This is a genomic window from Streptomyces sp. YPW6 (assembly GCF_018866325.1).
GTDB lineage: Bacteria > Actinomycetota > Actinomycetes > Streptomycetales > Streptomycetaceae > Streptomyces.
The window spans coordinates 3,304,202-3,324,063 of record NZ_CP076457.1 but is presented as its reverse complement, the minus strand read 5'-3'; the positions used below and the strand labels follow the sequence as shown (position 1 = coordinate 3,324,063).

Annotated in this window: 23 protein-coding genes; 14 read left to right on the top strand and 9 right to left on the bottom strand. The window is 67.7% G+C overall.

Annotated features, from left to right (window positions below; translation table 11 throughout):
* Positions 1 to 49: 49 nt before the first annotated feature.
* The 12 genes from KME66_RS14495 to nrdJ all read left to right on the top strand — a co-directional run bounded on the left by KME66_RS14495 (position 50) and on the right by nrdJ (position 7,385).
* Entirely contained in the window at positions 50 to 523 is a 474-nt protein-coding gene (locus tag KME66_RS14495) for a deaminase (RefSeq protein ID WP_253208336.1), read from the top strand.
* Entirely contained in the window at positions 460 to 1,332 is an 873-nt protein-coding gene (locus KME66_RS14490) for an AAA family ATPase (RefSeq protein WP_216322574.1), read from the top strand. The genes KME66_RS14495 and KME66_RS14490 overlap by 64 nt, the downstream gene beginning before the upstream one ends.
* Positions 1,333 to 1,349: 17 nt before the next feature.
* Entirely contained in the window at positions 1,350 to 1,721 is a 372-nt protein-coding gene (locus KME66_RS14485) for a hypothetical protein (RefSeq protein ID WP_216322572.1), read from the top strand.
* The gene (locus KME66_RS14480; protein WP_216322569.1) at positions 1,718 to 1,861 is read left to right on the top strand and encodes a hypothetical protein; all 144 of its coding nucleotides are present in this window, start codon (positions 1,718 to 1,720) and stop codon (positions 1,859 to 1,861) included. Before KME66_RS14485 ends, KME66_RS14480 begins: the two co-directional genes overlap by 4 nt.
* Positions 1,858 to 2,277 (top strand): CHC2 zinc finger domain-containing protein, encoded by a 420-nt coding sequence (locus tag KME66_RS14475; RefSeq protein ID WP_253208334.1) that lies wholly within the window; start codon positions 1,858 to 1,860, stop codon positions 2,275 to 2,277. The genes KME66_RS14480 and KME66_RS14475 overlap by 4 nt, the downstream gene beginning before the upstream one ends.
* A 31-nt stretch (positions 2,278 to 2,308) precedes the next feature.
* A complete protein-coding gene (locus KME66_RS14470; RefSeq protein ID WP_216322566.1) occupies positions 2,309 to 2,782 on the top strand; it encodes a toprim domain-containing protein in 474 nt (157 codons plus the stop codon).
* Complete coding sequence (locus KME66_RS14465; protein WP_216322563.1) at positions 2,779 to 3,093, top strand: hypothetical protein; 315 nt, start codon at positions 2,779 to 2,781, stop codon at positions 3,091 to 3,093. The genes KME66_RS14470 and KME66_RS14465 overlap by 4 nt, the downstream gene beginning before the upstream one ends.
* Positions 3,093 to 3,296 (top strand): hypothetical protein, encoded by a 204-nt coding sequence (locus KME66_RS14460; protein WP_216322560.1) that lies wholly within the window; start codon positions 3,093 to 3,095, stop codon positions 3,294 to 3,296. The genes KME66_RS14465 and KME66_RS14460 overlap by 1 nt, the downstream gene beginning before the upstream one ends.
* 5 nt (positions 3,297 to 3,301) lie before the next feature.
* Positions 3,302 to 4,495, top strand: a complete 1,194-nt coding sequence (locus KME66_RS14455; protein WP_216322557.1) for a hypothetical protein — start codon at positions 3,302 to 3,304, stop codon at positions 4,493 to 4,495.
* Complete coding sequence (locus KME66_RS14450; RefSeq protein WP_216322554.1) at positions 4,492 to 4,830, top strand: hypothetical protein; 339 nt, start codon at positions 4,492 to 4,494, stop codon at positions 4,828 to 4,830. Before KME66_RS14455 ends, KME66_RS14450 begins: the two co-directional genes overlap by 4 nt.
* Positions 4,830 to 5,213 carry a hypothetical protein gene (locus KME66_RS14445; protein WP_216322552.1) on the top strand — a complete coding sequence of 128 codons (384 nt, stop codon included), beginning with the start codon at positions 4,830 to 4,832 and terminating at the stop codon, positions 5,211 to 5,213. Before KME66_RS14450 ends, KME66_RS14445 begins: the two co-directional genes overlap by 1 nt.
* Before the next feature lie 84 nt (positions 5,214 to 5,297).
* Positions 5,298 to 7,385 carry a ribonucleoside-triphosphate reductase, adenosylcobalamin-dependent gene (nrdJ, locus tag KME66_RS14440; protein ID WP_216322549.1) on the top strand — a complete coding sequence of 696 codons (2,088 nt, stop codon included), beginning with the start codon at positions 5,298 to 5,300 and terminating at the stop codon, positions 7,383 to 7,385.
* Between the two features lie 61 nt (positions 7,386 to 7,446).
* Here nrdJ and tgmC read toward each other — a convergent pair whose 3' ends face one another.
* The 8 genes from tgmC to acs form a co-directional block, all read right to left on the bottom strand.
* Positions 7,447 to 8,619 (bottom strand): ATP-grasp peptide maturase system methyltransferase, encoded by a 1,173-nt coding sequence (gene tgmC, locus KME66_RS14435; protein WP_216322546.1) that lies wholly within the window; start codon positions 8,617 to 8,619, stop codon positions 7,447 to 7,449.
* Entirely contained in the window at positions 8,616 to 9,578 is a 963-nt protein-coding gene (tgmB, locus tag KME66_RS14430) for an ATP-grasp ribosomal peptide maturase (RefSeq protein ID WP_216322543.1), read from the bottom strand. Before tgmB ends, tgmC begins: the two co-directional genes overlap by 4 nt.
* Positions 9,578 to 9,841 (bottom strand): putative ATP-grasp-modified RiPP, encoded by a 264-nt coding sequence (tgmA, locus tag KME66_RS14425; protein ID WP_216322542.1) that lies wholly within the window; start codon positions 9,839 to 9,841, stop codon positions 9,578 to 9,580. Before tgmA ends, tgmB begins: the two co-directional genes overlap by 1 nt.
* Before the next feature lie 590 nt (positions 9,842 to 10,431).
* Positions 10,432 to 10,686: a hypothetical protein gene (locus KME66_RS14420; RefSeq protein WP_216322539.1), complete on the bottom strand. Its 255-nt coding sequence runs from the start codon at positions 10,684 to 10,686 to the stop codon at positions 10,432 to 10,434.
* On the bottom strand, positions 10,683 to 10,925 hold the full coding sequence (locus KME66_RS14415) for a hypothetical protein (RefSeq protein ID WP_216322536.1): 243 nt from the start codon (positions 10,923 to 10,925) through the stop codon (positions 10,683 to 10,685). The genes KME66_RS14420 and KME66_RS14415 overlap by 4 nt, the downstream gene beginning before the upstream one ends.
* Before the next feature lie 94 nt (positions 10,926 to 11,019).
* A complete protein-coding gene (locus KME66_RS14410) occupies positions 11,020 to 12,261 on the bottom strand; it encodes a helix-turn-helix domain-containing protein (RefSeq protein WP_216322533.1) in 1,242 nt (413 codons plus the stop codon).
* 85 nt (positions 12,262 to 12,346) lie between these two features.
* Positions 12,347 to 13,246: a hypothetical protein gene (locus KME66_RS14405; RefSeq protein WP_216322530.1), complete on the bottom strand. Its 900-nt coding sequence runs from the start codon at positions 13,244 to 13,246 to the stop codon at positions 12,347 to 12,349.
* Between the two features lie 170 nt (positions 13,247 to 13,416).
* On the bottom strand, positions 13,417 to 15,414 hold the full coding sequence (acs, locus tag KME66_RS14400; RefSeq protein ID WP_216322527.1) for an acetate--CoA ligase: 1,998 nt from the start codon (positions 15,412 to 15,414) through the stop codon (positions 13,417 to 13,419).
* Between the two features lie 426 nt (positions 15,415 to 15,840).
* On the opposite strand from acs, the gene KME66_RS14395 reads away from it, so the two are divergent.
* Positions 15,841 to 17,184 carry a hypothetical protein gene (locus KME66_RS14395; protein WP_216322524.1) on the top strand — a complete coding sequence of 448 codons (1,344 nt, stop codon included), beginning with the start codon at positions 15,841 to 15,843 and terminating at the stop codon, positions 17,182 to 17,184.
* A gap of 327 nt (positions 17,185 to 17,511) precedes the next feature.
* Here the strand turns inward: KME66_RS14395 and KME66_RS14390 are convergent, their stop codons facing one another.
* The gene (locus KME66_RS14390; protein ID WP_216322521.1) at positions 17,512 to 18,507 is read right to left on the bottom strand and encodes an ATP-binding protein; all 996 of its coding nucleotides are present in this window, start codon (positions 18,505 to 18,507) and stop codon (positions 17,512 to 17,514) included.
* A 102-nt stretch (positions 18,508 to 18,609) separates the two neighbouring features.
* On the opposite strand from KME66_RS14390, the gene KME66_RS14385 reads away from it, so the two are divergent.
* Positions 18,610 to 19,434 (top strand): oxidoreductase, encoded by an 825-nt coding sequence (locus tag KME66_RS14385; protein ID WP_216322517.1) that lies wholly within the window; start codon positions 18,610 to 18,612, stop codon positions 19,432 to 19,434.
* Positions 19,435 to 19,862 lie beyond the last annotated feature (428 nt).

Sequence of the window (19,862 nt, the reverse complement as noted above, 5' to 3'; positions counted from 1 at the left end):
GAAAGGAGGGCGATGGCAGGCGGTAGCGCCTGCTGGAAGGAGGTCTCCAGTGAGACCCAGCCGAGATGAGTGGGCCCTGACCGTCGCCCAGGCGGTAGCCACAGGAGCCGACTGCACGCGCGCCCAGGTGGGCGCCGTCATCTTGAACAAGCGCAAGCGGGTGATCGGGCTCGGCTACAACGGCCTGCCCTCCGGATTCCCCGGCTGTGCGACCGCAGGAAACTGCCCTCGCGGTCAGCTCTCCGTCGAGGAGTGCGCTCGAAACAGCGACTACGCCAACTGTGCGGCCACGCACGCCGAGCGGAACGCGATCGAGGACGCCATCGACAAGGGCATCGACGCGGCCCAGTTCGAGGCCGCCGCTCTCTACGTCACCCGCAAGCCGTGTCCGGCCTGCTCCACGCTCATCGCTTCCGCCGGCATCCGGCGGGTCGTCGTCCTCGGAGAGGAGAACACCCCGTGCTCACCCCTGGCAGGTCTCTGGCGCTCCATGCAGAGTCGGGCAAAGAACTCCCTCGCGTAGAGGCGTTCGAGGATCTCTACGCCGCCGGGGTCCGCCCTCGTCACGGCGAAGTCGTCATGGTCGCCGGACGATCCGGTACCCAGAAGTCGGGGTTCGCCCTCTTCTGGGTCGCGCAGATGAACTTGCCGACGCTGTACTTCAGCGCCGACATGTCCGCCTTCACCGCGTCCTCCCGGCTCGCTTCGATGGCGACCCGCGACACCACGGAGATGGTCGAGGCGGGGATGGCCGAGGGCGGGAAGTACCGCCAGGCGTACCTTGACGCGCTGTCCAGCTCGAACATCACGTTCTCCTTCGGCAGTCCGATCACGTGGAAGCAGGTCGACGAGGAGATCGAGGCGTACATCGAGCTGTGGGACGCGTACCCGCAGGTCATCGTGTTCGACAACTTGATGGACTTCGAAGGCGCCGAGTCGGACTACACCGAGCAGATGGCGGTAATGCAGGGCTCCACCGAGTTGGCCCGCGACACCGGGGCCACGGTCATCCTGCTGCATCACGCGAGTGACAAGGCGTGGGAGGCGAAGTCGTCCCCCTGGTCCCCACCGAGCCGTGACCAGATCAAGGGCGGACTGAGCGAGAAGCCGGAACTGAGCCTCTCCGTGGCGCTCGACCCTACGTCGCTGGCGTACCACGTGGCGTGCGTGAAGCAGCGCATGGGCCCTTGCGACCCGACAGCCCAGCGCTACACCACGATGATCTGCGAGCCCGAGTACACCCGCTTCAAGCGGGCGGAGAAGCACACGATCATCAGGGCCCCGCAGTCCGCAGACGACTGGAGTCCGACGAAGGTCTTGCTCGGTTCATAAAGAAGGAGTGTGATAAAGTGACCGACCTTTCTGCGAGGAACCGCCGCAACAAACGCAAGGGTTCGCAGTGGGAGACAGACCTCCGCGAGGGGCTGCGCGGGCTCGGCTTCGACGTTGAGTCCCTGCGCTTGGCCGGCACCGAGGACGAGGGCGACATGGTCGCCCGGATCGATGGCCGCTTTCTGCTGATCGAGGCGAAGAACGCGAAGTTCGAGCCCGCCACCTTCGTCCGGGAGGCCAAGGCCGAGCGGCTGAACTTCGCCAAGCACCGCGGCCTCGACCCCGAGCTGGTCACCTCGCTCGCCGTCGTGAAGGCGCGGGGCAAGAACTGGAGACAGGCGTACGTCCTGACCACGCTTGAGGACTATCTCGGCCTGGACGTCCAGTGATCGGCTTCATCGGGACTGACCCCGAGACCGCAGAGAGAGCCTTCGACGAGGCCGAGGCGTTCTTCGCGTACATCGAGGACCCGGACGCCGACCTCACCACGACCCTCGCCGTAGAGGAGATGTACGGGGTGCGGCCGTGAGGTACGGGCGGGTCGGAGACCGCGACGAACAGGGCGAGGAGGCCAAGCCCACGCTCGAAGCCGTGATGGACCACTTCGAGGTCGACTTCAACTCGGAGCGCAACACAGGGATGGCCAAGTGCCCCCTCCACGACGACAACACCCCATCGATGTCCTACAAGCTCGACGAGGGCCTGTGGAAGTGCCACTCCTGCGGAGAAGGCGGTGACAGCTACTCGATGATCATGCTGAAGGAGGAGACAGATTTCCCAGGAGCACGAGCCCTTGCGACCTCTCTCGGTCTCCCAGAGGGAGACCCTGGAAGAGGCAACCAGGGCGTACGAAGGAGCGCTTACGGCGGAGGCCGCTCAGTACCTGCACGCAAGGGGGCTGGGCAGGGAGGAAGCAACTTCCGCCCGACTTGGCGTCGTCGCTGACCCCTTCCCCGGACATGCGAAGTACAGAGGGATGCTCGCCATCCCGTACCTGGACCGCCACGGTAAACCGCTGACCATCCGGTTCCGATGCCTCCAGGAGCACAACCACCGTGACTTCTTCCACGGGAAGTACAACACGATCAAGGACGACATCCCGCGCATGTACGGGATCGACTCCATCCACCAGGCCGACGACGAGATCCACATAACCGAAGGCGAACTGGACCGGGCCATCCTGCGCAAGCTCGGCCTGTACGCCGTGGCCGCGCCCGGCGCGAACATGTGGGCCGGGCGGCACCGCCGGATGCTCGCCGGGTTCTCGAAGGTCTGGGTCTGGGGCGATCCGGACGAGGCCGGCGCGGAGTTCTCCGCGAAGATCTGCCGCCAGCTCCGTACCGCGAAGGCCGTTCGGATGCGCGACGGCGACGTGACGGAGACCTACCTCCAGGGCGGAGCGGACTCCGTCTTCAGCCTCTACCGAAAGGACTTCGAGACCGCAGCATGAGCGAGACCACCACGAAGAAGACCACCCGCAAGCCCGACCCGATGACCCGCGTCTTCAACGACGTACGGGCAGCCGTGAAGAACCTCGGCGAGTACTCCGCCGGGCCCGGCACGGACGAGCGGCGCCGCCAGCACGACGGCCGAGCCTCGGCCTGGGGCAAGGAGTACGGGCGACAGGGCACCTTCGAGGCCCTGCTCCTCTCGTACGCCTTTGAGTCGCTGGCCGCCTACGAGCACGAGCAGCGCGAGGCCCTGGTGCAGCTCGCCGCTATCGCCCTGGCGCAGGTCGAGAAGCTGGACGGTGCGATCTAGTGCCGCTTCCTGGAAGCGCCGGCCCGGCGCTGGCCAAGATCTGGACCGACCTCGGGGAGCGCGAGCGTGAGCTGTTCTTCGAGCATCTCTTCGGGGGCACGAGCGCCGACTGGCTGGCCACCACGCTCCGCAGGTGGGGGCACGACGTGTCCGCCACGACGATACGAACCTATCGGCGATCCCTTCGCCAGACCGGAGTGTGATAGTAGTGCCTGCATCGCTGAAGGATGAGCTTCTCGCGAAGCCGGTGGGCCCGAGCATCCCGCCCCGTCAGACCGTGCCCGAGAAGGACTTCACCCGGCAGATCGAGGTGAACGGGGACGAGGCGGCCGTCACAGTCCGCGGTGAGACCTTCGAGGAGAACGAGAGCGCGGCCAGCGTCGTACTCCAGGGCCAGGGCCTCAACCCGACCGAGTGGACGGTGACCGGGCTCCGCAGCTCGGAGTGGACGATGGCCAACGGAGAGACCGGCCTGTCGACCCGCTTCACCTTCGCCCGAGCCGGCACCTCCCCGACCGGCGAGCGGCCCCCGATCGACGACCTTCTGGCCGCGATCAAGAAGCACGGCACGGAGCCGGCCTTCACGGAGATCGAGGGGGACCACACCTTCATCGTGGCACTCGGCGACACCCAGTTCGGCAAGATCGACGGCGACGGGATCGAAGGCACCATCGCCCGGACGATCGCCTGCCTCAACGCGGCGGCCGACCGGCTGAGCTGGTACCGCGAGCGGTTCAACATCGAGCACGTCCACATCGCATGGCTCGGTGACCACATCGAAGGGTTCGTCTCGCAGGGCGGTGCGAACTCGTGGCGCACCCAGCTCACCCTCACCGAGCAGATCCGCCTTACCCGCCGGGTCATGCTCCACGCGGTCCTCACCTTCGCGCCGATGGTCAACCGCCTGACTGTGGCCGCCGTACCGGGCAACCACGGCGAAGCCATCCGGATCAACGGCAAGGGCACGACCCGGTACGACGACTCCCACGACACCGAGTCCCTGATCGCAGTGCAGGACGCGGCAAAGCTGAACCCGGAACTTTTCGGGCACGTCGAGTTCTTCGTCCCCGACACGGACGAGCTGACGGTCGTAGTCGAGTGCTCGGGCACAGTCGTCGCCCACGCCCACGGCCATCAGTGGCGGCCAGGCAAGCACTTCACGTGGTGGCAGGGCCAAGCCTTCAACCGCGAGTCGGCGATGCACCAGGCCGATCTTCTGCTGGCCGGTCACCTGCACCACGAACACGTGGACAGCGACGGCCCGCGCACGTTCATCCAGCCGCCGGCCATGGAGAGCGAGTCGACGTGGTGGCGCCACGCCAAGGGGGCGACCGGGGCCCCCGGACTGATCGTCGCAGTGACCAAGGACGGGGCTGTCCCCGTCAAGGAGGTAGTGAGTTGAGCTTCGCGATCACGGAGATCGGGACGCAGGCGTACGGGTCCGCCGAGGCCGCGTACACCGACTGGACGGTTCTCGACGAGGAGGGCGTTCAGAGCGTTGCCCGAGCCGTGGCCCGCCAGTTCGGCCGGGACTACGCGCTGACCCTCGAAGAGGACGACGCCCACCAGGAGGCCCTCGTCATCCTGGCGACGCGGGCCCGGCAGGCTCGGCAGGCCCTCACGCAGGGGACGGGCGTACTGCACCGCTGGCTACACCAGAGGCTTCGGGACCAGTTCCTCACCGAGGCGGGGCGCCGTACCGCGCTCACCTCCTTCGACGTCCTGGCCGGCGCCTGATGTACCAGCGCGCCGAGGTCGAGCGGGTCCTTCCCTACCTGTTCGATCCGATCGCGGCGTACGGGATCAAGTCCGAGGTCTACGTCGAGGACGGGATGCCGAAGGGGTACTCAGACCCTTCTCACGGCAACTCGGTCTTCGCTTCGCTCTCGGACGTCCGGCGGGCCTGGAAGGAAGCGGACCTCTCGCTCGTCGAGCGCCAGGCCGTGTTCATGCGGTTCGTCCTCGACGACACGTACGAGGACGCGGGCAAGCAGACCGGGAAACAGAAGTCCGGCGCGAGGAAGGCCGCCGAGCGGGGCGTCGGCAAGGTGACGGCCTGGCTCAACAGTGAGCCCTACGTGGACGGCTACGACTCGATACCCGAGCGGGCCGCCGCGTGACGTAACGAGGGACCGGGCGGGCCCTGATGTGGCCCGCCCCCTCGTTGACCAGTGTGTGATAGACGTTCAAAGGAGCCTTACTCAGTGACCGACCTCTTCGACGTTCCGTTCGGACCCTCCGGCCAGATCGTTTACGACCGCACGTACAGCCGGACCCTGGCGGACGGCTCGAAGGAGCAGTGGCCCGACACGGTGCGCCGCGTCGCCAAGGGCAACCTCGCCCTGGTCCACGGCGCAGACACGAGCGCCTGGAGCGCGCCCGTGAAGGCCGAATACGACGAGCTGGTCTCCCACATGGACCGGTTCGCGATCATCCCCGCAGGACGCCACCTGTGGGCGACAGGCGTGAAGGCCCGGCAGTACCTGTTCAACTGCCACGTTGCGCCGTGGGGCGAGAAGCTCAGCCGGCACTTCGAGTTCCAGTTCATGCGCCTGATGGAGGGCGGCGGAGTCGGGGCGAACTACAGCTCGCGCTTCCTTGCGCCGTACGGTGCCCCGCGCCGAGAGCTGAAGGTGCACATCGTGTGCGACCCCATGCACCAGGACTACGAGGAGATGAAGGCCGCGGGGGTCCTCTCCGAGGAGTACAACTCGGACTGGGCCGGGGCGTTCGAGATCGAGGACTCCCGCGAGGGCTGGTCCGACGCCCTGGTGGACCTGCTCGACACCTTCATGGACGACCGCCATGTCCAGCACGCCGACCGGGTGTACGACGTTTCGCGCGTCCGCTGTAAGGGCTCCCGGCTGAAGACGTTCGGCGGCACGGCCAGCGGTCCGGGCCCGTTCGCCCGCATGATGCTGGAGATCGCGGCCGTCATGAACAAGGCGGTCGATCCGTTCTTCTTCGGCCACGGCCCGCACCTCTCCCCCACCGACGCCATGGAGATAGCGCACGCCATCGCCGAGTGCGTGGTCTCGGGCGGCGTCCGGCGCTCGGCCCGCATGGCGATCTGCCACTGGAACGACGCGGCCATCGACGACTTCCTGGAGTGCAAGGCAGACGGCTCGAAGCACTGGACGACGAACATCAGCGTCGAGATCGACGACCTGTTCCTGACCGCCCTCCGGGACGAGGACCACCCCGAGCACGAGAACGCCCGCTTCGTTCACCAGCAGGTCGTTACCGGGATGCTCAAGAACGGGGAGCCGGGCTACTGGAACAGCTCCGCCTCGAACGAGGGTGAGACCGGCACGGTCATCGCGACCAACCCGTGCGGAGAGATCGCGCTGGAGCCGGCCGAGAACTGCAACCTCGGCCACGTGAACCTGGACTACTTCGCCCCCACGGCGAGCGGGGCCAGGGTGGACCGCGTCGGCCTGCAAAGGGCGCACAAGCTGATGACCCGGTTCCTGATCCGGGCGACGTACGGCGACGTGAACGACGACCAGCAGGCCGGCCTTCTCCTGCGGAACCGACGCATCGGCGTGGGTCACCTCGGGGTCCAGGGCTTCCTCGCCAAGCAGGGCATCCGGTACTCCAAGGCCCCGTACAACGAGATCTTCCGGGCCCATCTGGCAGACCTGTACGAGGCGGTCCGCGAAGAGGCCCGCGAGTACGCCTTCGAGCTGCGGATACCCGAGCCGGTCAAGGTCACCACCGTCGCGCCGACCGGGTCCATCGCCAAGCTGCCGGGCGTGACCGAGGGCATCCACCCGATCTACGCCCGCCACTTCATCCGCCGCGTACGGTTCTCGATGCCGGACCCGGCGCAGGCCAAGACGGTCCGAGATTTCGAGGCCCAGGGATACGCGGTCGAACCGTGCGTGTACGACCAGTCGGGCAACACCTACGTCGTAGCCTTCCCGACGAAGGAGAAGCTCGTCGCCGAGGTCGAGGAGCTGGGCTTCGACCCGAAGATCGTCGAGTCCGCCGACGAGCTGTCCCTTCACGAGATGCTCGCCTTCCAGGCGATGTATCAGGAGTGTTGGGCGGACAACGCGGTGAGCTTCACAGTGAACTTCCCCGAGGGCAAGCACAAGGTCCACGAGGCGATGGACATCATCGAGTCGTGGCTTCCGGCCTTGAAGGGCACAACCCTGATGCCGGACGGTACTCGCGTGCAGAGCCCGTACGAGCGGATCACCGAGGACGACTTTGACTCCTACGAGCTGACCGCGATCGAGGACTCCACGGACGAGGACTGCGCATCGGGCTCTTGCCCGATCCGGTAACGGCAAAGCGAAGACCCCCGACACGTCGGCCAGGGGTCTTCGCCGTTTGCGGGATGGCCCGCTACGGGCGGTCGGTCAGCCGATGCTGCCATCGAAGGGCCGACCCGTCGCCGATCCAGTACGTGTGACACCGGTCGGTGATGCGGAGCTGAACAGCGGTGATGTCCGGACTGCCGGCTCCCTGCCAGGCTGTGATGGCTTCCTCGATGTCGTCCCAGATGGTGACGGGGCCACCCTGGCGGACTCGCCAGTCGTCGCCATCGGGGGTGAACTCGGCGAACGACTCGCGTTCAGGGTCGAAGAGGTAGAGGACTTGCGCGCCCTCGTTCGTGGTCGCACGGACGGACTGAGCGCCAGGGGCCGCGACCTGGGCGAGGAAGGCGGGCATCCACTCGTCAAGCATGAGCGGCGATACCTTCGTCTGCCGCTCGCTGTCGGCATAGGCCGTGCGCGCGGAGAGGTCGCCAGCGACCGGGGCCGCTGCCTGCGATCGAGCTTGCATGAACGAGGCCCGCCCGATGATCCGGCCCTCGGCCGTCCCGTCCTCGTTGACGGTCACCTTCGCGAGGCCGGCACCGTTTGCCCACGAGCCGACCGTGGCCAGGATGACCCCGCCGGGCTTGGTCTGTCGGACCCAGGCGTAAGGGATGCGGCGGACTGCACAGGTGGCGATGACACGGTCATAAGGCGCACGGCGCGGGTGGCCATGGAGACCATCGCCGGTCACGGTCCACGTGGAGAAGCCTGCGGCTTCCAGGGCGGCATCCGCGCGCGCAGCGACTTCGGGGTCGACTTCCACGGTGGTCACGTTGTCCTCGCCGAGGCGGTGACACATCAGGGCCGCCGAGTAGCCGGTACCGGTGCCGATCTCCAGGACCTGGTGCCCGTCCTGCACGTCCAGGCTTTCGATCATGCTGACCACGAGGGCCGGGGTCGTCGAGGAGGAGGTCGGCAGGCCCGCCACGGGCTCGCCCACCTGGTCCGCGGTGAGGTACCCGTCGAGCTGCGTGGTCAGCGTGTCGGGGGTGTACGCGACGCGCAGCCACTCCGCAGGGTCGGACCCGATAGCCGTTACGGGCCGCCACCGACCGGCCTCGTACAGGAATACCCCCGGGTTAAGGAACAGCTCGCGCGGCACTGACTCCACGGCCGCCCGCCAGACAGGCGTCGTCAGGTCGCCGTCCTGCACCAGTCGGCCAGCAAGGGCTCGCCTCTCGGTAGCACCGTCGCTCATGTGGTCACTCCTGCCAGTAGGGCCGCGAAGGCGGCGGACATCTGTAATCCGGTGTGCGGCTCAAGCCAGCCCCACTGACCGTTCGGGTTCAGCTCCAGCCACCACAGCCCGCCCGCATGATCCACGGCGAAGTCGAAGCTGCCAGTAACCAGCCCGTAGTGATCCAGGTAGGCAAGGAGCGCCTTCTCCACGACTGCGGGTAGGTCTACCACGCTGTATGACAGGGCCGAGTAGTCCTTGCGCCAGTCCAAGAGGCCGGACTCGATCCGCACGGCGAAGACCTGTCGACCGACGATCAAGATGCGCAGATCGGCCGCCTTGTCGACGACGGCCTGGAAGAGGTGAGGTGCCACCCGCAAGCTGTCGTCGATCTCCGAGGCCGTGACGGGGTCGGCCCACCCGGTCACGGCAATGCCGTCGCGCTGATAGGGCGTCCACCGCAGCGTTTTGTAGATCACCCGATCGTGTGCGGAGATGAACTCTCGCGCCTCGTCCGGGTCGTTGGTCACCAGCGTGCGCGGCACGGTGAGGCCGAGCCGCTGGGCCGTAGCGAGCTGTGCGGGCTTGTAGTCGGCCGCCGCGACGCGCAGGGGATGGTTGACCCAGAGAGGCCCCTCCATCGCGTACAGGCTGCCGCCGAGCCCGTACCGAACCTGCGCCGCAGCGAACTGGGCGTCGTCGGGCTCCAGGCTCGGGAACGTCGGCCAGATGGGGCGACGCCAGTACACCGCGCGAACGTCGGCGAGGTCGGCGGTTCTCGACGGGGTACGCACGTGCCCGACCACAGGGGTCGGGCACGTGCCAAACCGAGCCGAGACCGTCAGGTCTGCCCCGATGTCAGCCGGGTTGAATCTGACCACCGGCACATCGAGCCGGTTGAGTTCCGTGATCACCATGTCGGCGGTGATGTCGTCCGCCTCGGTGGCCACGAGTACCGGCCTCTTCTCGGTCGCGGTCATCAGTCCGTGTCGCTGCCCTGGTCGGACCCCTGGTCGTTACCCGACTGGCCGTCCGAACTCGTCGACGTGGTCGTCTCGGTGCCCGTTCCGGTGCCGTGCTTGCCCATCTCGACGACGTGGCCGGCGTGGTCCAGGAAGGTGCCGAGCTGTGTGTCAGGGTCGATGGAGACCGACGCGTGAGGGCGGGCGATGGTGGTCGGATATGGCGCGAGTCGGGCGGTACCCCAGGGACGGACGGTGCTCAGTTCTACAGCGGTGGTCACAGTGCTCCTCAAAGTGCGTCTCGGGGCCAACCTCGGGTGAGGTCGGCCGGTAGCCGTTACGAGGGTGGAGCAACCCGCCCCGGTCGCCACTCGACCTGTCCATGGGTTTCGATACGACCGGAGCGGGGGCCTGGTGGGCCCGCCCTGCGCGGGCACGGGGGAGCTGGCCAAAGGGCCTGCGCACAGGACGGGCCGGTCTAAGGGGCGGTGCCGGCGAGAGCGGGGCTCCGAGTCAGTACTGGTATCCGCGCCCGCCCGAGCCCTCGGGCGGAGGGTCGCCGCTCTTGTCGTCGTCCTCGTCGCCTCTGTCGATGCGGAGCGCTGCGAGCAGTTCGGGGTTCATCGTTGGCCCTTCGGTTCGTTCATTAGTGACGACCCATCCGGCCGCCGACCGCCGATTTTTAGGGACGGCCGGATGGGCGTGGACTGGTCCGTCCCGCGCGGGACGGGGGCGCCAGGGCGGTTGGCCTCCGCGCGGGACGGACCGGCTCAGGGGTTCGCGGTCAAGTAGGCCGCGAGGAGGACGAAGCCGACCGAGGCCCCGATGGTGAAGGCGAAGAGAGCGCCGGCATACCGACCGATGGTGCGCTTCACGAACTCGACCCAGGGCCGTCAGTCATGAAGGTCCGCCACGGGCGGGCGATCAACTCGCGGTAGGTGTGGTGGCTCGGGTTCTGTCCGGAGTGCGTGAGCGCCCACTCCTGCGGCTCGCCCCAAGAGGTCGAGCGATCTGATTCCTCGGAGCACACCACGCACTGAAACTGATGGGTCACCGGCTCGGCATCCGGCTCGCGGTCCGGGAGGATGGTCCACTTGATGTGGCGGACCAGCGCGCGGATGCTCATGACGGCATCCTGTTCCTGGACCAGTAGTTGCGCACGGCGACCCGCGTGCCAAGCTCCTCGCTCGTGGTGAGGTCAGCCAGGAGGTCGGGGTCGACCTCCCAGTAGTCCTCACCGTGCAGGGCGTGCAAGCGGTACGGGCCTTCCGGCCCTCGCTTCACGATGCCGACTCGGCCGGTCTCTGTATCCCTCATAACCGAGCCGATCTCGATACGGGGCTCGGCTTGCTGGTTGCTCGCCATGACTACGAAGCTACGAGGGGTAGCCGCAGTGGGCCAGACGCGTAACGATGCACTTCCGGCGATGATCCGTCAGAAGTGCATCGTCATCGTGTAGTTATGCGAGAACGCCCAGGTGGGCGCCCACCTCGCGCATCTCCGTTGTGAGCGTCCGGCGCTTCTTGGTGATCTCCTCGAAGGTGATCGCGGCGGACGACTGGTGGCGGAACCACTCCGGCGCGAGGCCGGCGAGACGCGAGAGTTCCTCCATGGCGGCTGTCGGATCGCCCGAGCGAACCTGTGCTCGCGCGAGGTCGAGGTGGTAGCGGTTCCCGTCGTTGGTGCTCGGGCCGCCTAGCTTCTTCCATGTTGCTTCCTGGAGGTACGGCTCGTCACGGGACTTCCGGACCACAGACCGGGCGTCGCCGCCGATCATGTAGTCCTCAAGCTCCTTCATGCTGGCCGTCACGGGACCGAACATCGACCAGTGGCACAGGATGTTCTTGTGCGTCTTCCCGATGGCCTTTGCCGCGGTGCCGGCCGCCTTCCGGAGGGCCTTGGCCTCCTTCGGACGGTTGTTTCGCACGGCCGCAGCCGCCGCCTCCATCGCGAGGCCGCCCCACGTGGCGTACTGGTCCGGAGTGGCGCCCATGATCTTCGGCTCGACCAGGTCCATGGTCGTGATGGCGATGTCTTCAGCCTCATCGAAGCGCTCGGTACGGATGAGCGTCCAGCACATCCCGCCGACCCCGGAGGCGGCAGCGAGTTGGTTTCCCGCCGCCCTGGCGTCTGCGATGGCCTCCCTGGCGGCCCCATAGGCAAGGTCGTACTGCCTGATCTGCGTCAGGTACTGACTGGCCAGTCGGAGAGCTTGAGAGCGGATCACGAGGGCCTCAGAGTGTTCGTCCCCCGAGCCGTAGTAGGTTACGGCGTCGTTGACAGCCCTGATGAGGTTCGGAAGGTCGGCGGCAACGCTCGCGTACCTGTCTCCGTAGTACAGGACTGCGCTGTCGTGGGTCATGCGTTGCAGGTTGCGAAGGTCGGGCTCGTCGCCAGTGGGCGCGACGGTGTCGGCCAGGCTGACGGCCGGCGAAAGCGCGATGCGCAGCTCGCGCAGGTTCTGACCGTTCGGGTCGTCGAGCGCGACCGGTTCCGGCGCCCCGGCGGCCATCAGGTCCGAGGTCCTCACCCCGAGCGCTCGGGCGAGCGCGTGAAGAGTCTCCATCCTGACCCCATCGCCGCCCTGCTCGATCCTTCGGACCGGTCCGACCGAGAGTCCAGCACGGTGCGCGAGCTGCTCCTGACTGAGTCCCGCCGCGCGGCGGTATTTCCGTAGGTTGTCTGCGAGTTCATCGGACATGCGACACCACCTCTCTCCGTCAGAGTAAGCCCTTCGGGGAAGGCGCAAGCCCCCTTCAGGGCTGGCCTGTCGGGGGCTTGGACGCTCAGACGGGGATGCTCGGGCTCTCCTCGGTTAGGGAGGTTGAGATAGGTGGCAGCACGGTGGGCTTGAGCTGCTCGTGCCGGTCAGGCTGCGGGGTGTCGCCGATCGAATCAGTCAGCAAGGGCAAGACTTCCTCCAACTGCTCGACGATGCCCTCGCGCTCCGGAGGCGTAGAGTCCACGTACTGCTCGATGACGTCCTCCTTCCACTCCTGCAACCTAGGCGGCAGCGCTGAGAGCGAGGTCATGAACGGGTTGAACGCGCCCCAGAAGTCGCCCCAGGCGTCCCATGCGTCGGGCTCGTCCTTCGGCGCGGAGACCTCGAAGCCCTCGGCGTTCTGGACGATGAAAGTCTTGGGCACGGGGCTGGTGCCCGGAGCCTCGGGGGAGGCTCTCTTCGCTGCCCTCGGGGTCTTCTCGGTCGGGGCCTTCCTGGTTTCAGTCGTGGGCGCTGCCGAGGCTCCGGAGACCGGGCTGACTGCTTCTGCGGCGGCCTGACTGGGCTGCTCTGCCGGGACCGGGATCTCAGTCGCTGACATGACGTCCTGAGCCACCAGAGGGCGCAGAGTCGGCGGCTGGGCTGGCTGCTCGGCCGTTCTCCTGGTGTCCGGCTTGTCCGTAGCAGGGGCGCGCTGTGCGTAGCCGTCCGAGACGTCGACATCCCTCCGAAGCTCGGCAGGGGATTCGTCATCTTCGGCGCGGACGCTGGGCGCTTGTACGTGGTCGTGCTGCGGCCCGCGGATGCCCACTACGGCCATCCAGGACATCGCTGCGGCCATCGTCGCGGCTCCCGCGACCGTCCCAGTTCGGCCGGACTTCCTTCGGCGGTGTTCGGGCATGAGGCCCCCCAAGAGCGCGGTGCAGGTTTCGGTACACAGGTATAGGAACACAGGTTCGACCATGATCGGAATCCGGAATTCCGGTTTGTTTTCCGGGCAAGCGGTCGGTATAAGCCTGATGCGCCTCTGACCTGCGGAAACACAGAAGCCCCCGCGTGTGAGCGGGGGCTTCTGTCGTGTCTGTTCGCGTGTCGACCGCCGGAAACTGGACGAGCGGACCGTTTAGGTTCTGCTTACTCGGGCGACTCAGTGGGCTTCAAACTGTCAGCGATGCGACGCACGCTATCTGAATCCGTGAGCGTGGTGACGTCGCCCAGCTCGCGGTTCTCGGCGACATCACGCAGCAGCCGGCGCATGATCTTGCCGGACCGGGTCTTCGGCAGCTCGGCGACCGGCAGCACCCGCTTGGGCTTGGCGATCGGGCCGAGCGTCGCCCCGACATGGTTGCGCAGGTCCGCGACCAGCTCGTCGGACGCGCTCGCCGTACCGCGCAGGATCACGAACGCCACGATGGCCTGGCCGGTCGTCTCGTCGGCCGCTCCGACCACGGCGGCCTCGGCGACCGACGGGTGGGAGACGAGCGCCGACTCGACCTCGGTGGTCGAGATGTTGTGCCCGGAGACGAGCATGACGTCGTCGACCCGGCCGAGCAGCCAGACGTCGCCGTCCTCGTCCTTCTTCGCGCCGTCGCCCGCGAAGTACTTGCCCTCGAACCGCGACCAGTAGGTGTCGATGAACCGCTGGTCGTCGCCCCAGATGGTGCGGAGCATGGAGGGCCACGGCTCGGTGAGGACGAGGTAGCCGCCCCCGCCGTTCGGTACTTCGTTGGCCTCGTCGTCCACGACGGTGGCGGAGATGCCCGGCAGTGCGCGCTGGGCGCTTCCCGGCTTCGTCTCCGTCACACCGGGCAGCGGCGAGATCATCATCGCGCCGGTCTCGGTCTGCCACCAGGTGTCCACGATGGGGCACGTGTCGGCGCCGATGTTCTTCCGGTACCACATCCACGCCTCGGGGTTGATCGGCTCACCGACCGAACCGAGCACGCGGAGCGAGGACAGGTCGAACTTCGCGGGGATGTCGTCGCCCCACTTCATGAACGTACGGATCGCGGTCGGCGCGGTGTAGAGGATCGTGACGCCGTACTTCTGCACGATCTCCCAGAACCGGCCCTGGTGCGGGGTGTCCGGGGTGCCCTCGTACATGACCTGGGTCGCGCCGTTGGCCAGCGGTCCGTAGACGATGTAGGAGTGGCCGGTCACCCAGCCGATGTCGGCGGTGCACCAGTAGACGTCGCTCGAAGGCTTGAGGTCGAAGACCGCGTGGTGCGTGTACGAGGCCTGGGTGAGGTAGCCGCCGGAGGTGTGCAGGATGCCCTTCGGCTTACCCGTGGTGCCCGAGGTGTAGAGGATGAAGAGCGGCTGCTCCGCGTCGAAGGCCTCGGGGGTGTGCTCGGCCGACTGCCGCGCGGTGATCTCGTGCCACCAGACGTCGCGGCCCTCGGTCCAGGCGGTGTCCTGACCGGTGCGGCGGACGACGAGGACGTGCTCGACGGTGTCGAACCGGGAGACGGCGTCGTCGACGGCGGGCTTCAGCGCGGAGGGCTTGCCGCGGCGGTAGCCGCCGTCGGCCGTGATGACGACCTTGGCGTCCGCGTCCTTGATGCGGGCTGCGATGGCATCGGCCGAGAAGCCGCCGAAGACCACGGAGTGCGCGGCGCCGATGCGGGCGCAGGCCAGCATCGCCACGGCGGCCTCGGGGATCATCGGCAGATAGACGGCGACCCGGTCGCCCTTGCCGACTCCCAGCTCGGTGAGCGCGTTGGCGGCCCGCGAAACCTCGTCCTTCAGCTCCGCGTAGGTGATGGCCCGGCTGTCGCCCGGCTCGCCCTCGAAGTGGATGGCGACCCGGTCGCCGTTGCCGGCCTCGACATGGCGGTCCACGCAGTTGTACGCGACGTTCAGCTTGCCGTCCGCGAACCACTTGGCGAAGGGCGGGTTGCTCCAGTCGAGGGTCTCGGTCGGCTCGGTGGCCCACGTCAGGCGGCGGGCCTGCTCGGCCCAGAAGCCCAGCCGGTCCGCCGCGGCCTGCTCGTACGCCTCTGCGGTGACGTTGGCGTTGGCGGCCAGCTCGGCAGGCGGAGCGAACTTCCGCTCTTCCCGAAGCAGGTTGGCCAGGCTCTCGTTGCTCACGACTTCTCCCAGTCCCAGGGTGTCCGTTGTGTCCCGGGGCATAGCTCATCAGGCGCGAGGCCGGGTGACAAGGGCCTGCCGGGAATTGGTTTAGACCTGTGTTCTCGTGTATGGAGCCATGATCCCGCTCCGCGCTCCAGGGTCGCCGAACGACGCGTGACGTGGGGCATTTCCGGCCGCGCGGGGTGTGCGGGGCTGAGGTGCGGAGCGGGTCGTGCGAACGGGGTCATCCGATGGCACGGGCCCGGGGCTCGTGCGGTTCAGGCCGGGGGCGTTCGGGCTAGTTCATAACTCGTATCAGCGAATAAGAAGCTTTTCATTCGGTATGTCGCTCTTGCCTGAGCGGGAGCGCGTGCGAACTTTGCCGCGCCGTTGCCGGTGCTTCGAGGCGCTTCATCGCACTTCGGTGTGTTCGGCCTACTCCGGCAGCTTTCTACGTAATTGACCTGCAAGGAAGAGGGTGGGCGGATGATGGCCGCCACGAAGAGGATCGCCCTGGGCGTCATGTCCACGGCCCTGATCGCCGTTCTCGCGGGCTGTTCCGGGGCCGGGTCAGGCTCGTCCGGGGGGTCGGGAGCCGACACGGAGAAGGGTGCCCACGGCGCGAAGGAGAACCCGCCGGCCAACGCCCCGAAGAACGCGGTCAAGCTCATCGGGGACGGGTCCACCGCCTTCACCGGCATTCAGCCGAACATGCCGGCCGTCGAGCGCCTCGCCCCCGGCCAGAAGCCTCCGCAGTTCGTGGTGTTCTCCTGGGACGGCGCCGGGGAGGACAGCCAGAAGCTCTTCTCGCACTTCCGCGGTGTGGCCAAGAAGTACAACGCGAAGATGACGTACTTCCTGAGTGGCGTGTACCTGCTGCCGGAGGAGAAGAAGGACCTCTACAACCCGCCCCAGCACGCGCCGGGCCGTTCCGACATCGGGTTCAACGACACCGAGGGCATCCGCGACACCCTCACCGAGGTCCGAGCCGCCTGGAAGGACGGCAACGAGATCGGCACCCACTTCAACGGTCACTTCTGCGGCAAGGACGGCGGCGTCGGGACCTGGTCCGTCGATGAGTGGAAGAGCGAGATCAGCCAGGCGAAAGCCTTCGTCAAGGGCTGGAAGACCAACACCCCCGAGCTGAAGGGTGAGGCGCCGCTTCCCTTCGACTACGACAAGGAACTGATCGGCGCCCGTACTCCGTGCCTCGAAGGCCAGGAGAACATGATCGCCGCCGCTCGGACCATGGGCTTCCGGTACGACTCCAGCGGCGTCGGCAACCAGGTCTGGCCGCAGAAGAAGGGCGGGGTCTGGGACATTCCGCTCCAGCTCGTCCCGATGCCCGGCCGCGCCTTCGAGACCCTCTCGATGGACTACAACTTCATGGTCAACCAGTCCGGCACGAGAACCCAGGGTGACCCCTCTCAGCACGAGTACTGGGGGAACCAGATGCGGGACGGGCTGCTCCAGGCCTTCGACCGCTCGTACCAGGGCAACCGGGCTCCCCTGATCATCGGCAACCACTTCGAGTCCTGGAACGGCGGCACCTACATGCGCGCGGTCGAAGAGACCATCGCGACCGTGTGCACCAAGGAAGACGTGCGCTGCGTGTCCTTCCGGCAGCTGGTCGACTGGCTGGACGCGCAGGACCCGAAGACGCTGGCCAAGCTCACGAAGCTCGGCGTCGGCGAGGCTCCCAAGACCGGCTGGTCGTCCTTCCTCGGCAACCGGCCGGGTGACGCACAGCCCGCGGAGAAGCCTGCCGAGAAGTCCGCCGAGAAGTCTGTGGAGAAGTCCGCCGAGGAGTCCGCGGAGAAGCCGGCCTAGACGCCGACCTAGACGCCGACCGAGAAGCCGCGGACGCCGAGAAGCCGGGGAACCCTGCGGACGACGCCTGTGGACGCCGAGAAGCCGCGGGCGCAGAGAGGAGCTTTCGGATGCAGAGGCGCTTGCGGACGCCTCGTCGCTGGTGTGCCTCGCGCCCGGGCGACCGGCAGGAACCCGGCTGACCGCACCGCGCGACCATCACTCGCACTACTGCACTACTGCACTACTGCGCTAACGCGTCACCGTGTCGTTCGCCGGTCACCCCGGGGTGACCGGCGAACGACGTCCGGGGCCGGAGTTCCGCGCCAGCTCCCGGGGCGTAGCGCGTCAGGCAGGTGCGGCGATGCCTGCCCCGGCGTGCCGCTCATCGAGTACGAAGGCCGGGTCGACCTGGGACGCCAGGTCGGCGCCGGTCTTCTCGTTGCCCCAGCTCTCGGCGTTCTTCAGGTGGAAGTGGACCATCTGGCGTGTGTAACGCTCCCAGTCGCGCAGCCCGTACGAGTCCTCGGCGGTGTCCTGCAGCGTCTGCAGGGCCATCCGGTTGTCGGCCTCCAGCAGCTCGAACCTGGACGGCCGTCCCTTCTCCATCGACCGCACCCAGTCGGAGTGGCCGACCCCGATCAGCAGGTCGTCGCCGACCTCCGCCCGCAGGAACTCCAGGTCGTCGGGACCCTGGACCTTGTTTCCGACGACCTTCAGGGCGACGCCGAAGTCGCGTGCGTACTCCTTGTACTGGCGGTACACCGACACCCCCTTGCGGGTCGGCTCCGCGACCAGGAACGTCATGTCGAAGCGGGTGAACATGCCGGAGGCGAACGAGTCCGAGCCCGCCGTCATGTCGACCACGACGTATTCGTCCGGACCGTCCACCAGGTGGTTGAGGCAGAGCTCCACGGCCCCGACCTTGGAGTGGTAACAGGCGACTCCCAGGTCGGACTCCGTGAAGGGGCCCGTCGCCATCAGCCGGATGTCTCCGTCGTCGAGCCGCACCGTACGCGCGCAGGCATCGAAGATCGGGTTGTCCTCCCTGACCCGCAGCAGCCGGGAGCCCTCGCCGGGCGGAGTCGTCTTGATCATCGTCTCGGCGGAAGCGATACGGGGGTTGGCGCCCCGCAGGTAGTCCTTGATGAGGGGGAGGTGGGCGCCCATGGCGGGCAGCGCGGCGGCCTCCGCGTCGTCCAGTCCGAGGGCTGCCCCCAGGTGCTGGTTGATGTCGGCGTCCACGGCGATGACATGGGCTTCGTTGGCGGCGAGGTGGCGGATGAAGAGCGAGGACAGCGTGGTCTTGCCGCTGCCGCCCTTCCCGACGAAAGCGATCTTCATGTTCACCTAGGGTAGTGGGTTCATTGCTGTGTGCTGCCATCGTTCGTGAAGATGGCCACTTGAGGGTGGTCCGGGTGGGGCAGGCGCGTAGCCTCGCTACTTATGAGTACGACTGCCTCAGACCCGCTTGCCGCGCTCGGTTCCCTGCCCGGCGTGCCCGATGCCGTGGACTCCGTGCGCAAGGCCGTCGACCGGGTCTACGGCCACCGCGTCATGCGGCGCCGCAGCAACGAGGTCACTGCCGAAGCCGCACTGCGGGGTTCCCGTGGTTCGGCCGCGCTGGCCGGCGCCGACTGGAGTCTCGAAGAGGTCCGTCGGCGTACCGACTTCAGCGGGGAGGGCGAGGCGCGCACCGTCGGTGCGGCGCTGCGGCTCACCGCGGAAGCGGGGCAACTCCTTTCCATCTGGCGGCAGTCACCGCTGCGGGTGCTGGCGCGGTTGCATCTGGTGGCGGCCGGCGGGGCGACCCCCGGCGACGCGGTGGGGCGCCCTCGGCTGGCGGGCGAAATCGTGGACGAGCCGCTGATCGAGGCGCCGCTGCCCGGGGCGGAGGAGGTGGCCGGGCGACTCGAAGGGCTCTCGCGTCTGATCATCGCGGGTGGCAGCGCCCCCGCCCTGGTCACGGCTGCCGTGGTGCACGGTGAACTGCTGGCGCTGCGTCCTTTCGTCTCGCACAACGGGCTGGTGGCCCGGACGGCCGAGCGCATCGTGCTGATCGGCAGCGGGCTGGACCCGAAGTCGATCTGCCCGGCCGAGGTGGGGCACGCGGAACAGGGCCGGGCGGCCTATGTCGCGGCCTTCGAGGGCTACACGGCCGGAACCCCCGAGGGTATGGCCGCCTGGATCACTCACTGTGGGCGCTCGATCGAGCTGGGTGTGCGTGAGTCGACCGCGGTGTGCGAGGCACTCCAGCGAGGCGCCGCCTGAGGGCCGGTCTCAGGCCCGCCCGAGGGTCCGGCAGTCGCTCGGCTCTCGCGGCTGACTCGGCCCGGCGTGGTGGGCCGGTCCGGGGTGCAACTCGGCGCGGGGTGGTGAGCGGTCGTGGGCGATGTCCCGATGCGAGGCGGGCGACCCCGTCCGAGGTGATGGGGCGCGTTCGGGGGCAACCTGAGGTGCTGGCGCGAGTTCGGGGCAACCCGAGGCGATGGTGCGAGTTCGGGGCGGGGCGGCCCGAGGTGTTAGCGCGTCTTCGGCGGCCCTGGGAGTGACCGTGCGGTGCAAGGGTTGCGGCGGTACCGGAATGCGGTACCGCCGCTGGCACGTCCGCCCAGTTACCAAGCGTCCTCGTAAGTTGCCCATCAGGTCGGGTGCTTTGCCCGTCACCTGGTGCGGCTGGCCCGTATTCGACGGGTCGA

Bases quoted from the DNA above. Each gene is read 5' to 3' on its own strand.
- acs (WP_216322527.1), bottom strand. From the start codon at position 15,414: ATGCCCCGGGACACAACGGACACCCTGGGACTGGGAGAAGTCGTGAGC.
- KME66_RS14390 (WP_216322521.1), bottom strand. From the start codon at position 18,507: ATGAAGATCGCTTTCGTCGGGAAGGGCGGCAGCGGCAAGACCACGCTG.
- KME66_RS14470 (WP_216322566.1), top strand. From the start codon at position 2,309: ATGCTCGCCATCCCGTACCTGGACCGCCACGGTAAACCGCTGACCATC.
- KME66_RS14445 (WP_216322552.1), top strand. From the start codon at position 4,830: ATGTACCAGCGCGCCGAGGTCGAGCGGGTCCTTCCCTACCTGTTCGAT.
- KME66_RS14410 (WP_216322533.1), bottom strand. From the start codon at position 12,261: ATGTCCGATGAACTCGCAGACAACCTACGGAAATACCGCCGCGCGGCG.
- KME66_RS14465 (WP_216322563.1), top strand. From the start codon at position 2,779: ATGAGCGAGACCACCACGAAGAAGACCACCCGCAAGCCCGACCCGATG.
- KME66_RS14420 (WP_216322539.1), bottom strand. From the start codon at position 10,686: ATGAGCATCCGCGCGCTGGTCCGCCACATCAAGTGGACCATCCTCCCG.
- tgmC (WP_216322546.1), bottom strand. From the start codon at position 8,619: ATGAGCGACGGTGCTACCGAGAGGCGAGCCCTTGCTGGCCGACTGGTG.
- KME66_RS14415 (WP_216322536.1), bottom strand. From the start codon at position 10,925: ATGGCGAGCAACCAGCAAGCCGAGCCCCGTATCGAGATCGGCTCGGTT.
- KME66_RS14405 (WP_216322530.1), bottom strand. From the start codon at position 13,246: ATGGTCGAACCTGTGTTCCTATACCTGTGTACCGAAACCTGCACCGCG.
- KME66_RS14395 (WP_216322524.1), top strand. From the start codon at position 15,841: ATGATGGCCGCCACGAAGAGGATCGCCCTGGGCGTCATGTCCACGGCC.
- tgmB (WP_216322543.1), bottom strand. From the start codon at position 9,578: ATGACCGCGACCGAGAAGAGGCCGGTACTCGTGGCCACCGAGGCGGAC.
- KME66_RS14385 (WP_216322517.1), top strand. From the start codon at position 18,610: ATGAGTACGACTGCCTCAGACCCGCTTGCCGCGCTCGGTTCCCTGCCC.